Genomic DNA, 14,627 nt, shown 5'->3' on the forward strand with positions numbered 1-14,627 from the left:
CGACACGTACACTCTTTTGTTAACGATCGCCTGCTTTTAGTCTAAACTCCAGTAACTCAAAGCTTGTAGCTACATAAAAAGAAACCTTTGCAAAGCGGCTTAAGCATAGCCTTTGGCGAATGGAGCATAACTCCATTCGTTATTTTTATTTTGTTGATGCTCCAGTCTGTGTGGTGTAAATAACTTTTATAGCTAGCGATCGCAGCAGTTTTAAGAGTAACAAAAGGAGTCATAGCATCCTATTATCATTTTTACTTTAGTCTCCATTAATACACCTCAAATATTTAAGATTTACTCGACAAAGTTACTCTTAATAAAAACCGTAATTATCATAATTTTTTTTGGTAATAAAATTAGCATTTTGTTATTAGATTCCATAGTAATTATTGAGAATGAAGTTTATTCACACATTGAAATCTTTTAATTGTCAAGGTTTCAAAGCTTCAAACTGTCAAAAAACGGTTGCTATCTTTGAGAAAAAATTTATGCACATTGATGATGTTAATAACAATATATTGTCAAATAAACAGCTAAATACCACTTCAATCTCCTCATTAGATAGCTTTAATACAAAAGATGAATACAGCCTCAACTTCAGCAGACGTAGTAGCTATAACTCAGCCGATGCTGATGTGCAGTTGCGAAATAACGATGAATCGAAAAATAGCAATAACCCTACTAATAATGCTTTTAACACTCAAAATTATAACTCCACTAATGGTTATGGCTTGATTAATGGAGCAGCAGCAGTGGCTAGAGCTATTGGCCAAAATACCTTTGCTGATGTTCCCGATCTCGGTGGCAATAATTGGGGAGCAGACCTAGTTAAAGCACCGGAAGTTTGGGCACATGGATATACAGGTAAAGGCGTTGTTGTCGCTGTTGTAGATACTGGAGTTGACTACAACCACGAAGATTTAAAAAATAATATCTGGACGAATAGCAAGGAAATTGCAGGTAACGGTATAGATGATGATGGAAATGGCTATATTGATGATAATTATGGCTGGAACTTCGCCGATCAAAATAACAACACCTTAGATGATAACGGTCATGGTACTCATGTTTCCGGCACGATCGCAGGAGAAAATAATAACTACGGTGTCACTGGTATTGCCTACGATGCCAAGATTATGCCTGTCAAAGCTTTAGATAGCTCTGGCTCTGGTTCCTATAGTTCCATATCTAAAGGTATTCGCTACGCTGTAGATAATGGAGCTAATGTGATTAACCTGAGTTTAGGAGGCGGATCTTCCAATCGCACTTTAGAGTCAGCCATTAACTACGCCAGCAGTAAAGGAGTGATTGTCGTCATGGCAGCAGGTAATGATGGTGACTCATCACCAGACTATCCCGCCCGCTATGCATCCAAGTCGGGAATTGCCGTTGGGGCAGTAGATAAGAATAATAATTTGGCTGACTTCTCTAACCGCTCTGGAACAAATCCAATCGCTTACGTCACAGCTCCAGGAGTCAAGGTTTATTCATCAGTTCCGAATAATCAATATGCAACTTATAGCGGCACATCTATGGCTGCTCCCCACGTTGCTGGTATCGTTGCCCTGATGCTTAGTGCTAACTCTAACCTGACTGATGCCCAAGTACGTCAGATTGTCACAGAAACCGCAGAAAATAGTACGCAAACTACAAGCTCTAGTTTTAAAATTTCTAATGTCAGTTCTCTAGCGAGTCGGGTGATTGCAGAAAGCGCAGGAAATAACACACAAACGACAAACTCTAGTTTTAATAGTTACAATTTTGGCTCTCTAATTGGTCAGGGAATTACAGAAACCACAAGATATCTAACCCCAGAAAATATCAATAGTTTTAATAATTCCAATTTTGGTTCTCTAATCGGTCAGGGAATTACAGAATCCACAAGATATCTAACACCAGAAAATATCAATAGTTGGAATAATTCTGATTTTAACCCTGTAATTGGTCAAGCAATTACAGAAACCACAAAATATCTGATATCAGCCGAAGGTAATAACATATCAACAAATCCAGAATTATGGTCGCAATTTCAAAGCTATGAGAAGATTCTGGGTAGCATCAATGTGAATAGCAATCAGGATGAGAATAATCCAGATTTTGTCAAACTACTAGAGGGAATGTAAAAACAAATAGATCGGTATAGAAAATAAAATTTTTGGGTATAGCTTGAAAATTATAGCAATTTGCAGTTAAGTTCAATACTGCCCGTGTCTCGTTCCCAGTCTCCGACTGGGAATGCCGTCCTAGAGGCTCCGCCTCTCTTGCTGGCGGCAGCAGCCCAATTGAAGTGCATTTCCAGCCAGAGGCTGGAAACGAGGTTTTAAAGGAGTTTCAGCTTAAGTTGACACCAATGAACAATGCTAAACCCTTACTTGTGGCTAATCTAACAGACTTTCCTACCTAACAGAAAATGCCTCGCTGAATCGCCGTGTCACAGGCTCAGTAATGAATGTCAAAATTGACTTTTTCCGAGTGACAATTTCACCTGTAGCAGCCATCCCTGGTGTAAATTCTACTTCTTGACCTCGAACATTTACCGCGTGTTTATTTAGCTTAATTCTCGTCGGAAAAACTAAACCCAATTCTTTATCAGCAATTGCATTTGGACTGACTTGCATAACTTCGCCATCCACAATGCCAAATTCTTGGAAGGGAAAAGTTGCCATTTTCACTTTTGCCTTCATTCCTTGACGAATAAACCCAATATCACGGTTGAGAACTTTCACCTCTAGAAGCATTTCTTCGCCTTCCGGCAAAATTGACAGCAATTCTTCACCCGATTGTACTGGCCCCTTGGTGGCTTTGACTTTATAAATTGTACCGGCTACGGGAGCCTCAATCGTTTCTAAAGCTTGTTGCTTCCTCGCCTGCTCTAATTGACCTTGTACAGTTGTCAGTTCTTCTTTACGCTTATTATACTGCGTCAAAATTTCGCTTTGGCGTTCTGATGCTACACGCTGCGCCTGACTGCGTGCAGCGTTGTAAGCTTGTTGTGCTTGGCGAATTTCCTGGACTTGAGCAGCAATATCTTTTTCTAATGATGTGACTTTATCTTGAGCCTCTGTGATTCTATTCTGAGCGTTGATCACTTCATCTTGCGATCTAGTGATTTCTGTCTTTGCACGAGTTAATCTTTCTTGGGCATCCAGGTAATCGACACGAGGCACAGCGCCAGGAGTAATTAGAGTGCGTAGGCTTTTTTCCCTTTCTTGAGCAAGGGCTAAATTACTTTCAATTTTAATTCGGATACTATCTGCATTCACAAGGTTGGTTTGAGCATTCGCAAAGCTGCTTTTAGCATTAACTAAGTTATCTTGCAATCTGCTCAAGCGGACTTTAGCTTGATCGATGAGTGCTATTTGACGATTTGCTTCTGCTTCTGCTGCTGCTTGACGCGCTTGGTAGTCTTGCAGGCGGGAACTTAAAAGTTCATCTTGCAGTTTCGTCCCAGTAGTTTTAGCTCCAGTGCGTTCTGCATCCAAACGTTGTAAATCGTCTTGAATCAATCTGGTAGATTTAGCTAGGCGGGAAACATCGGTTACTTGCAAGTCTGGATCTTTTTGAATCAAAACTTGACCTTTAGTAACGCGATCGCCTTCTTGTACTTTAACAGCGACAATTGACCCTCCACCCAAAGATGTCACCGGTCTTACCTGTGTAGAAGCAATTAATTCCCCCGGTGCTGTTGCTACTTCATCTATTTGCGAGAAGTACGCCCAGGCGATCGCTCCAAATACAATGGCACTCATCGTTCCCGCTAATAATCTAGTGTACAGGGGTGGCAATTCCTGTACGGCCTTCCCTAATTCATAAGTAAGTTGTTCCTCCGGTTTAGCGAATCGCTCTTTTGTTTGACGTGCTTGAGCAGCATTTACCATATATTTTTGTCCTTTGTCATTTGTCATTTGTCATTTGTCATTTGTCCTTGATTATTCACGAATGACCAATGACTAATGACTAATGACTATTCAAACTGCTAAATAGCGCCGCAAAAAACTGTCTAATGTCTCTAATTGGAAGTTAAAAATCGTCTCTAAATTGGCAATTTCATCTTTTGTACAGAAAAATTCATTTGCTAGCAATGTACGAAAAGTTCCCAAAGCTTTTTGGGTTTGGGGATTAAATAAACCTAATGCACTCTGTAACCCATCAATCAGAAATAGGGGTGAGTTAATTATTACTGGTTCTTTGGCGAAAATCCGACCAAAAATCCGGGGAATATCTTCTCGTAATAAAATCTCTGGCCCTCCAACGGGTAAAATCTGGTTGCGAGCGCCTTCAACTGTCACAGAATCCACTACTATCCTTGCCAAATCATCAGTACTGACAATTGAGGTACGGTTTTTGCGATCGCCAACCAGCAGATACAATCCCGTTTCCCGAAATCGTTCTACTAGTGGCAGCAAGTTAGATGCTAATCCAGCTGGGCGCAAAATAGTGTAATTTAAGCCACTAGCTGCCAAATATCGCTCTACTGCTCGTTTAGCTTTAAAAACAGGAGCATCTTCATAACCGCGATCGGCTCCCAGTACAGAAATGAAGACAAAATGCTCTACGCCATTGGCTTTCGCTTGGTCGATGAGTTCAATATTGGCGCGGTAATCTAAAGATAGGGCATCGCTATCAGAACCGTGGGCGCTGATAATATACCGCACATCCTGACTCGCTTTCTGGATATCTTTTTCCTCTAGCAAGTCACCAATGAAGATTTCTGCACCCCGATGTTCTAACTCGCTGTAGCGCGAGGTAAGGCGGACAAATGCCCGCACAGACTGTTCTCGTTGTCGTAGAAGTCGCACAACTCTGCGACCAATGCCTCCCGTTGCTCCAGTTACCAGAAACATACAAATACCTAAATTGAATAGTTACAGCGTTTATAATTGTCAAAATTCTCGATATCTCGATATATAGTCACACCTTATTTATTTTAATACTCTAAAAATGATCCCCCACATCCTTGTAGATGCAGGGGATAGAATAATAGGATTAGTTTTACTGGCTCAACAAGTCAATAGCTTGTTCAAGCGACATCTTAGCCTTGTGCAAATTTAGCAGGTTTTCCTGGTCGTATCGGTCAGGATAGCTCATTTTCCTGCCCTCTAAAGTTATCCGAATTAGTGCTGCTTGCTCATCTGTGGGTGAATTCATCTCATCTATAGCAGAACTGATTACCTGGATAGCGTTAAAGTTAGGGAATTTTAACCCTTTACCTTGCTTCATTTGTTGCAGCGCTAAAAGTGGAAATGCCATCAGAGTTACGATGTAGGAGGTTTTGTATCCTGCATTCCCAGTTGGTTTGATGCCGTATCTACGACACAAGTCACGTAATTCTTTAATAGTCTTGATTTCAAGTTCGGAACGCGTGAACATAAAATAGTAGTGTCCATTTTTGAAATTGGATATTGGTGGTTGTACTTCCGGCAAGTTGTCGCAACTACCAAAAAACAATCTATTGTTTTGGCACCAAGTAAATCAAGCCTTATTTATATTTCTCAATAATGCCTAATCCTAAAGGGAATCCACAAAATTTACAACCAATTAAATCAAATAGAGAAGAATCATTAACAGAAAGGATTAACCTACGCATTACCAAGACTATGAAGGAAGAACTATCTACAAAGGATGATCCTCCAGAATTTTGCCGTCGTGCAATCCAGGAAGCATTAGATAAAGATAAACAGAAGTAATTTCAAAGAGATAGTTGTCACGAATGTGTGAATTACTGGAATAAGTCAGCAATATGCTTGATTGTTTGCGGAAAACACCAAAATGAGAAAACAAACTAGGATTTGAGAAAGTAAAAGCTCATTTTGCTTGCGGAAAACACCAAAATGAGAAAACAAACTGGAGTTTGAGAAAGTAAAAGCTGATTTTGCTTGCGGAAAACACCAAAATGAGAAAACAAACTGGGGTTTGAGAAAGTAAAAGCTCATTTTACTTGCGGAAAACACCGAAATTAGAAAGTAAAAGCAGCTTTTGAGTAAGCAAACACAGCTTTTGAGTAAGTCAAATGTCATTTTGCTTATTAAATTTGACTTTAGGGACTCCCAAATAAAAAATACTCAACTACTTCTTGTGGAGTGGGCATCTTGCCCGCCCATAGCCAAAAGCTGTTAAGAGGATGTTTGAAAAGTCATAATTGGTGTATCAACGTTTTTTACCCCACCCTAACCTTCCCCGTATGTATTGGGGAGGGAACTAGATTTTCCAGTTTTCCCCCTTGTAAAGAGGGGATTAAGGTGGAAAATTCAAAGTCTCTCTCCTGAAAGGAGAGAGATTTTCTAGATAGCATGAAAAGTCAGCTTTTTAATTGTCGCTTGTAGGGCAGGGGACAGACTTTTCTCCTGACCAATCTGTAAGAGTATTTTCATCTCTATAATGCCGGGGAGTTTTCAGCAGCAAATGCCAAGCTTCTCCAGCATCCAATAAATTAAACTTTTCAGAATATTGAGTTTCTAACAAATCCCTAACCATCACATAATAGTCCGAGTTCATTCCTGGAAAAATATGATGCTCAGTGTGATGAGAAAAATTGAAATGCAACAAGTCAAATATTTTGTAAACCCGGAGAGACATACTATTAATTAGTGGATCGTTAACGCTAGTCATCGGACAAAGTAAATGATTTGTATAAATATAAAAAATTACTCCAGCATAACCAATTGCAATCGGCAAAAAGTAACCAAGTATGAGCTTTATGGGGTCAAATTGGAGATAGATGAGGATACTCAGATGAATCACGATCATCATCAATAATTCCCCTGCGATCGCTCGACGATCTTTCGGACTGACTGTAAATGCAGCAGGAACATAATCGACAGATTTATGATTGAAAAACAGCACGGATGTCAGATTGCGAAAAGTATGTACTCCCCAAGCAGAAGTCATTCCCACTATGAACCATATAGGATTGACTTCAGTCGAAGGTACAAATAAGTCCTGAATCCATTTTCCCCAGGTTGAAGATTGTTCATATAAGTAATTACGATCTGGGTCGCCTAAATCGTTAGTGTGATTATGATGTACTCGATTATGAACTGCTTTCCATAATGTTGGCGGCATCCACAACATTGTTAGTCCTATAAAACTAATTATATAGATTAATCGGGGGTTTTTAATTACGCTACCATGCATCAAATCGTGGGTGCTAAATAGTAAGACAACCACGCTATTACCCATAATTAGGCTTAAAGGTACATAAAGCCACAAAAGGTATGGCGACCAAGAATCTAACCGCGCCGCTATCATCCAACCTAGTATTAAAATTGCCAGATTAATGAACAAGATAATTAACTTACTGGGATCGGGAATAAATGCTTCAGGTGGCATCAAGGAACGTAATTCTTTCGCATATATTTTCTGATGAATAAGTGTCCGATCTGTACTAACATTCATAAATAATTTTTCAGTTAGATAATTTCACTGGGTAAATTTTTGCAGTAAATCGTAAGCATTTTTCAACTGGAATAATTAAATTCACAAGTAGGTAAGTATTTAAATCCTAACACAAAATATTTCTGCGGTAGACCTCTTGCATAATTTTGGCATTGCCTACACGTTTTACTCAGAATAATTTATGTGGTTAAAAGTGAAAGTTATCTAAAGCTAACTAAAATTATTGTTTTAACCATATTACTAGCTATAGGCTATTAGGATGTCAAGTTTCTCTTAATAGGTAATGTTTTTTTAGTAATAGCTTTAGTCTTTATTTTCTCATCAATAAAATACTTACTAAAAACCCTATATATTAGCTTGAAAAAGTACTAAAAAAACGTAAGTTTGTTAAAAGTTTTCCCAATTTCAATCCCCCCACATCTTTATAGATGCGGGGGGAGTAATAAAATAACCCACAATTTGAATTTTTGATTAATTTTTGGGCAGCATTCACCCATTAATCCCATATACGGTAGGTGCAATTGCACTATTTATACTTTGTGCAAGCAGCCCATCTCAAAACTATTCAGACGCTTTGTTATTAGCTCTATTAGCACGCGCCTCAGCTGAAGCCATCACCTCATCGAAATTTTCTAGCACTTCGCCAGGGAAGTTTTCCAAAACTCTGGTAGAAAGAGCAACCCGGCCTTTACCTTCATCCAAGTCAATAATTACAGCTTTAATTGGCTGACCAACTTGAAATACTTTTTCTAAAGAATCAATAAATTTCTGGCTTACTTGCTTGATATGAAGTAGGGCGCTCATCCCACTTAAATCGACAAATACACCAAAAGGTTTGATGCCAGTAACTTTACCTTCCACCAGTTGACCTAGTTCTAATAAGCTGAAGTTGCTAGAACGAGTTGCTAAACGCTGGGAAAGAATGAGTTTGTTGGTGTTTTTATTAATTTCCAAAAAGCCCACGGTCAGATTTTGACCTTTGAGTGCATCTAAATTATCACGCTCTGCCAAGTGCGATCGCGGGATAAATCCCCGCAAAGAAAGAATATCAACGGTTACACCACCTTTATTCACACCCATAACTCGTACTTGCACAGTCTGAGCATTTTCCTGCATTTCGGCCAGTCGTTCCCAGATGTGCTGAATTTCCAACTGCTTTCGAGAAAGGGTGACTTGCCCTTCTGCATCCTGATCTCGGATAATCAAAAACTGCATTTCCTCTTGCAATGGCAGCACTTCCGATAAATCGGTAACTGCTCTCAAAGAAGCCTCATCGCGTGGCAGAAAAGCTGACGACTTGCCACCAATATCAACATAAGCTCCATCATGATCGAGTTGGAACACTTTGCCATTTACAAGCTGTCCCTTTTGAAATTGGTAGTCGTGTTTTTCTAGTGCTTTGGCAAAATCGTCCATTGTAAAGGGCGAATTGGCTGTTTGAGAAAGTTTCGATTCGGAATTCATGACTTTTGAAGATTAGTTTTTATTTGATATGGTGCAACTGAAGTTTAAATTGTCATTTGTCATTTGTCATTTGTCCTTTGTATTCACCAATGACCAATGACCAATGACGAACTTGGGTGCGTATGCTTCAGTTTAGTTGACCAAAGAGTTGTTTTACTTGCTCCCAAGCATCGGTCGCAGCTTTAGGATTATAACTGGCACGGTGGTCGCAGAAAAATCCGTGATCAGCTCCATCGTAGCGAAACACATGATGAGGAATTTTATATTTTTCTAACTCTGCTGCAATCTCATCTACTTGTTCGGTTGGGATGCTAGTATCTTCTATGCCAAAAAAGGCATAGAGAGTGCCTGGAATTTCTCTGGTGCGAGTGACAGTAGGAGCGCCACCTCCCGGCGTGCGGGTGGTAATTCCAGCACCGTAGAAGGAAGCCGTAGCTTTAATATCTGGCAAGGTGGCTGCAAGATATGCGACATGACCGCCAAAGCAGAAGCCAATACAGCCAAAACCATCTTTTTTTACTTGAGGCAGATTTTTGAGGTAGTCAATTGCTAGTTGAATATCGCTCAATAACTCTGAGGCTTGAGTTTGCATGGCGTAGCTTCTGCCCGTTTCAATATCTTCGGGTGTATATCCGGTTTCAAAGCCAGGAGCAATCCGTTGAAAAAGTGCAGGTGCGATCGCTACATACCCAAGTTGGGCAATCCGTTCTGTAACTTCCCGAATGTGAGCGTTGATACCAAAAATTTCCTGTAATACTACAACTCCTGGGTAAGAGCCAGGTTCTTTTGGTTCTGCTAGATAAGCAGACACTTGAATATTATCTTGCAAAAGATTAACCGTTGTGGTAATTGTTGCTTGCTCTGTCATAATAATTTTTACCAGTGCTGTGTGATTAACCGTGTGTTTATTTGATATAACTATGCCAGTATGCTCAGCTTTTTTCTAATTAAATTATCAGTTCCCAGTAGTGAGAGCATTAGAAATTGAGTTTAGAAAAAATTTATATGTAAATAACTAATCTTGTATGTAATAAATCAACTAGTTATCCGGGGATGCTGAGTTAAAAGTGCTGAGTAGGAAAGCAACACCTAAGACTCAAACCTCAGCACTCAAGACTCAGCACTCAGCACTTAGTATTCAGGAGGTTTGGTGATGATTCAATTCCGTATTCAGCCAGACAGCGAAATTCCCGCATCAACCCAGCTGTTTAATCAAATCCGATTTGCGATCGCTTCTCGACAATATCCCCCAGCCTACAAATTACCAAGCACACGGGCGCTGGCAATGCAAACGGGATTACATCGCAATACCATAAGTAAGGTTTACCGTCAACTAGAAGAAGACGGATTTGTTGAAAGTATGGCTGGTTCGGGTATTTATGTTCGCGCCCAAGGTCATGAGGGCGGTAGTAGGCTGCAATCACCAATTCTCAAACAAAATCCTGATGCATATCAAGTTGTTCAGCAAGCACTTGACGAACTGCTCTCTCAAGGATGTACGCTCAATCAAGCTAGAGAGCTATTTTTAGCGGAAATCGACTGGCGCTTGCGTTGTAGTGCGCGGGTATTGGTTGCAGTGCCATCTTATGACATGGGTGCTGGTGAGTTGATGGTCTATGAATTAGAGCGATCGCTAAAAATTCCAGTGCAATTGGTAGCAATGGAAGAATTAACAGCTGTGCTAGATAAAACTACCTCTGCCACAGTAGTCACCAGTCGGTATTTTATCAGTAATGTGGAAGCGATCGCAGCTCCAAAAGCCGCACGAGTAATTCCTCTCGATATCTACGACTACAGCAAAGAACTCAGCCTCTTGAAAACCCTACCAAAAGAAAACTGTGTTGGGATAGTTAGCCTCAGTTCCGGGATTGCACGAGCCGCAGAAGTCATCCTCCACGGTTTGCGGGGCGATGAACTACTGGTAATGACTTCGCAACCAAAAGATGCTTACAAACTTCAGGCAATGGTTAAACGGGCTGAAGTCATCATCAGCGACCAAGCTAGTTTTGCGGCAGTACAAGCAGCAGTGCAAGCCTCTGATGAAGATATTATTCGTCCACCAAAGCTGATTAAGGTTGAAAATTATATCGGCGCTAACTCGATTAACTTGCTAAAACGAGAACTGGGTTTAAGTTAATTTCAAGATAATTTAGCCAACATCTTTGAGAGCAGCTGATACAGGAGGGATGGGATAGTGCAGATTGTGATTGTGGGTGCAGGCCCAACAGGTGTAACCCTTGCCCTGCTTCTTGTAAAACGTGGTATTACTGTAACCTTAATTGAAGCAGCAAAAGACTTTCATCGTGTATTTCGCGGTGAAGGATTAATGCCCAGTGGCTTAGAAGCTTTAGAGCAAATGGGTATATCAGCCTTGTTGGAACATATTCCCCATCAGCAACTCGACGCGTGGGAATTCATTATCGGAGACAAGCAGTTGTTTCGAGTTGAGGAACCAATGGGAGCAACCCAACCCTGTACACTGGTTTCACAACCACCACTGCTCAAAGCACTGATTTCGTCAGCTCAAACCAATGATGGATTTGAATTTATCCAAGGTGTTCCTGTCAAAGATTTACTGTGGAGTAACCAACGTGTCGCAGGTGTAGTACTGAGCGATGGGAGAGAATTTACTGCTGACTTAGTGATTGGGGCAGATGGTCGAAATTCTCTTGTGCGCCAACGTATAGGATTAGAATTGGTACGTCAGCCCAAAAATATTGATATTCTCTGGTTTAAACTTGCCGCCAGTCCTGAGTTTGCAACCGATAATGTGTTTCGTACAATTGTAAATGGCGATCGCGTATTTACCATCTTTCACGGAGCAGAATCAGGAAAACTACATCTGGCTTGGGTAATGTCAGCAACCGAAAACACTGACTCCAAGCAAGCCAACTGGGCAGAGATTTTTGCCTCACTATCACCCTCATGGCTAGCAGAACATTTCCGTAATCATGCAGACACCATCGAATCTCCCATTCGGCTTTCTGTTGTGGTTGGTTATTGTCCACAATGGCACGCACCAGGGGTACTGCTTCTAGGTGACGCTGCACACCCAATGTCTCCCGTCCGTGCCCAAGGAATTAATCTCGCATTCCGTGATGTGATTGTCGCTGCTAATCATCTTGTGCCACTTTTGCAAAAAGAAGCTGGACACCAGGATATTGACATGGCACTATTGCACATCCAAGCAGAACGTCAGCCAGAAATTATCCGCGCCCAGCAACTCCAGTTAGAAGAAGCTAAACAAGGCGAACTACTGCGAAAAAATGCACTGGTGCGATCGCTGTTGATTCAACTTGCTCCCTTGCTCCGTAAAATAGTTAAAAAGTCTTGGTTAAAGCGACAATATAAAATGCGTCAAGGTATCACACAGGTACACTTAACTGTCTAAAAAACCGTTCTTAATTATCCTACTTGTGGTTGTGGGGTGTTAATTTGCAAAAACTCTTGTACCTGTTGCATATAAGTTGGCGCATCTTCCAACATTGGGAAATGCGCTGTGTTACGAATCATCACAAATTTAACTTTGTCATTCAATGCAGCGGCTTGACGCCCCATCTCGGCTGGAATAATTTTGTCATACTCCCCTGCTACAAGCAGAGTCGGCACTGTTAGCTTGGCAAACTCTTGCGGCATCACTTCAGATTGAGCTTTACTGACTGAAGTAAAAATTGTTCCTAAAGCCGCATCGTAATCTGCTTCGAGAAAATCTTCCAAAAAAGCTTGCCGCTCAGAATGTGGTATGGAACTATGCAGAAATCTGGCCATAAACATTCGGTCAACAAATGGAATTTTGCTTAACCATTTGGGACGAAATTTCACTACATAACCACCAAATTTATGAAAAGCACTAAAAGATTTTTCGTCGTACTCAAAAATGCCGCTACAAGTTAAAATTCCTCGTTCTACTCGTTCGGGATAGCGGTTAAAAAATAAAGTGGCAACAGAAGCGCCCATCGAATGAGCATTGATATAGACACGCTGGAGATGCAACCCATCTAACAAAGCTGCCAAATCATCAGCGTATTCCTCTAATTCATAGGTTAACTCTTTAATTGCCTCTGATTCTTCCTGGGGGGATTCCGATTCGGCAACAGCTTCACTTGCTTCGGCTATGGTTGGCTTCCCACCAGAACGGCCAAATCCCCGCATATCGTAGAGTAAACAATCAAATTGCTCTGATAAAGCATCAGCAGTATTTTGCCAATATCTAGCCGAACCAGCCCAACCGTGAATGAAAACCATCACTGGTTTTACCAAAGAACCGGATGGTTTTTTCACCCATTCGTAGTAATGCTCAACGCCACGAACATTAATATAAGGCATTAGTCATTTGTCCTTTGTCAGTTGTCATTAGTCCCTGGTATATGGTTATTATTCCTTATTTTTTGACCAATGACTAATGACCAATCACTAATGACTATTAAGCTGATTCTGGCTTCGGTAGTGAAGACGGATGTATTATCAGTTCCGCAGTCGATCGCTTCTCGACCATCTCCCGTGTTACTGTACAGCGTGTCACATCCTTACGGGATGGTAACTCATACATTACATCCAGCATTAATTCTTCAACAATACCACGTAATGCTCTCGCACCAGTTTTACGGCGGTAAGCTTCTTGAGCGATCGCTCGCAAAGCATCTGCTTTAAAATCTAGCTGGACATTATCCATCTTCAGCAGTTTTTGGTACTGCTTCACTAGCGCGCTGCGTGGTTGAGTAAGAATCGCCATCAGTGCTTCTTCATCTAGCGGATCTACTACTGCTACCATTGGCATCCGCCCAATAAATTCTGGAATCAGGCCAAATTTTACTAAATCATCCGGTTCTAGATGGCGAAGCGTGTCTGCTGCTCGTTTTTCCTTCGATTGACCTTCTCCCGGTTGCACAAAGCCGATTGCTTTTTTGCCAACTCTCTGATCTACAATTTTTTCTAAGCCAACGAAGGCACCACCACAGACGAACAAAATATTACTTGTATCAATCTGGATGCAGTCTTGATAAGGATGCTTGCGGCCTCCTTGGGGTGGTACATTAGCGATCGTTCCCTCTAACATTTTCAGCAAGGCTTGCTGCACGCCTTCGCCAGAAACATCGCGGGTAATTGACGTGTTCTCGCTCTTACGAGCAATTTTGTCAATTTCGTCAATGTAAATAATTCCCCGTTGCGCTTCCTCTATATCCAAATCTGCCACCTGTAACAGTCGCAGCAAGATATTTTCCACATCTTCTCCCACATACCCAGCTTCCGTCAGCGTCGTCGCATCGGCTACGGCAAAGGGTACATCCAGGATTTTCGCTAGGGTTTGGGCTAAGAGAGTTTTGCCGCAACCAGTCGGGCCGATTAACAATATGTTGGACTTTTGCAGTTCTATGGCATCATCCGCCCCAGGTTTGCCACTGGCCTTAGACTGAATCACCGCCAGCCGCTTGTAGTGATTGTAAACAGCGACTGACAGCACTTTCTTCGCTTCGTCTTGACCAATAACGTGTTCGTCTAGATACTTTTTAATCTCTCTTGGCTTGGGTATTTGATTAAACGAAATACTAGCAGAGTGGGTACGCCGTTTTTCAGGTGGTTCTGCTCTTGGTGCTGGTTGTGCTGCCGCACCACTGGTATCGAGCAACTCCTCGTCTAGTATTTCATTACACAAGTCAACGCATTCATCGCAGATGTAGACTCCCGGCCCTGCGATTAACTTACGCACCTGCTCTTGAGACTTGCCACAAAATGAACATTTTAAATGGGAGTCGTACTTAACCATACCAGCC

The 14,627-nt window shown here is 41.3% G+C and carries 12 protein-coding genes; 4 read left to right on the forward strand and 8 right to left on the reverse strand.

Going from position 1 to position 14,627, the window contains the following annotated elements; translation table 11 throughout:
- The first annotated feature begins 485 nt into the window (after positions 1 to 485).
- Positions 486 to 2,120 (forward strand): S8 family peptidase, encoded by a 1,635-nt coding sequence (locus RM049_RS30115; RefSeq protein ID WP_322706780.1) that lies wholly within the window; start codon positions 486 to 488, stop codon positions 2,118 to 2,120.
- Positions 2,121 to 2,393: 273 nt separating this feature from the next.
- Here the strand turns inward: RM049_RS30115 and RM049_RS30120 are convergent, their stop codons facing one another.
- From RM049_RS30120 to RM049_RS30130, 3 genes are all read right to left on the reverse strand, one after another.
- Complete coding sequence (locus RM049_RS30120) at positions 2,394 to 3,902, reverse strand: HlyD family efflux transporter periplasmic adaptor subunit (RefSeq protein WP_322700015.1); 1,509 nt, start codon at positions 3,900 to 3,902, stop codon at positions 2,394 to 2,396.
- A 63-nt stretch (positions 3,903 to 3,965) separates the two neighbouring features.
- Positions 3,966 to 4,841: an SDR family oxidoreductase gene (locus tag RM049_RS30125; protein WP_322706781.1), complete on the reverse strand. Its 876-nt coding sequence runs from the start codon at positions 4,839 to 4,841 to the stop codon at positions 3,966 to 3,968.
- 148 nt (positions 4,842 to 4,989) lie between these two features.
- Positions 4,990 to 5,367 carry a hypothetical protein gene (locus tag RM049_RS30130; protein WP_322669668.1) on the reverse strand — a complete coding sequence of 126 codons (378 nt, stop codon included), beginning with the start codon at positions 5,365 to 5,367 and terminating at the stop codon, positions 4,990 to 4,992.
- Between the two features lie 128 nt (positions 5,368 to 5,495).
- Between RM049_RS30130 and RM049_RS30135 the strand changes: the two genes are divergently transcribed.
- Positions 5,496 to 5,684 carry a hypothetical protein gene (locus RM049_RS30135; protein WP_322668337.1) on the forward strand — a complete coding sequence of 63 codons (189 nt, stop codon included), beginning with the start codon at positions 5,496 to 5,498 and terminating at the stop codon, positions 5,682 to 5,684.
- Positions 5,685 to 6,303: 619 nt separating this feature from the next.
- On the opposite strand, the gene RM049_RS30140 is transcribed toward RM049_RS30135, so the two are convergent.
- From RM049_RS30140 to RM049_RS30150, 3 genes are all read right to left on the reverse strand, one after another.
- A complete protein-coding gene (locus RM049_RS30140) occupies positions 6,304 to 7,392 on the reverse strand; it encodes a fatty acid desaturase family protein (RefSeq protein WP_322706782.1) in 1,089 nt (362 codons plus the stop codon).
- Positions 7,393 to 7,953: 561 nt separating this feature from the next.
- Positions 7,954 to 8,856: a S1 RNA-binding domain-containing protein gene (locus RM049_RS30145; protein ID WP_322684873.1), complete on the reverse strand. Its 903-nt coding sequence runs from the start codon at positions 8,854 to 8,856 to the stop codon at positions 7,954 to 7,956.
- Positions 8,857 to 8,983: 127 nt separating this feature from the next.
- Positions 8,984 to 9,724 carry a dienelactone hydrolase family protein gene (locus tag RM049_RS30150; RefSeq protein ID WP_322706783.1) on the reverse strand — a complete coding sequence of 247 codons (741 nt, stop codon included), beginning with the start codon at positions 9,722 to 9,724 and terminating at the stop codon, positions 8,984 to 8,986.
- Positions 9,725 to 10,009: 285 nt separating this feature from the next.
- On the opposite strand from RM049_RS30150, the gene RM049_RS30155 reads away from it, so the two are divergent.
- Both RM049_RS30155 and RM049_RS30160 read left to right on the forward strand, forming a co-directional pair.
- Positions 10,010 to 10,993: a GntR family transcriptional regulator gene (locus RM049_RS30155; RefSeq protein ID WP_322677438.1), complete on the forward strand. Its 984-nt coding sequence runs from the start codon at positions 10,010 to 10,012 to the stop codon at positions 10,991 to 10,993.
- 54 nt (positions 10,994 to 11,047) lie between these two features.
- A complete protein-coding gene (locus RM049_RS30160) occupies positions 11,048 to 12,247 on the forward strand; it encodes an FAD-dependent monooxygenase (RefSeq protein ID WP_322706810.1) in 1,200 nt (399 codons plus the stop codon).
- A 14-nt stretch (positions 12,248 to 12,261) separates the two neighbouring features.
- Here the strand turns inward: RM049_RS30160 and RM049_RS30165 are convergent, their stop codons facing one another.
- Together RM049_RS30165 and clpX are read right to left on the reverse strand one after the other, a co-directional pair.
- On the reverse strand, positions 12,262 to 13,182 hold the full coding sequence (locus tag RM049_RS30165; protein WP_322706784.1) for an alpha/beta hydrolase: 921 nt from the start codon (positions 13,180 to 13,182) through the stop codon (positions 12,262 to 12,264).
- A 97-nt stretch (positions 13,183 to 13,279) separates the two neighbouring features.
- On the reverse strand, positions 13,280 to 14,620 hold the full coding sequence (gene clpX / locus RM049_RS30170; protein ID WP_322669673.1) for an ATP-dependent protease ATP-binding subunit ClpX: 1,341 nt from the start codon (positions 14,618 to 14,620) through the stop codon (positions 13,280 to 13,282).
- Positions 14,621 to 14,627: the final 7 nt, after the last annotated feature.

Origin of the sequence: Nostoc sp. DedQUE04 (assembly GCF_034530995.1) — a bacterium.
Classification (GTDB): domain Bacteria; phylum Cyanobacteriota; class Cyanobacteriia; order Cyanobacteriales; family Nostocaceae; genus Nostoc.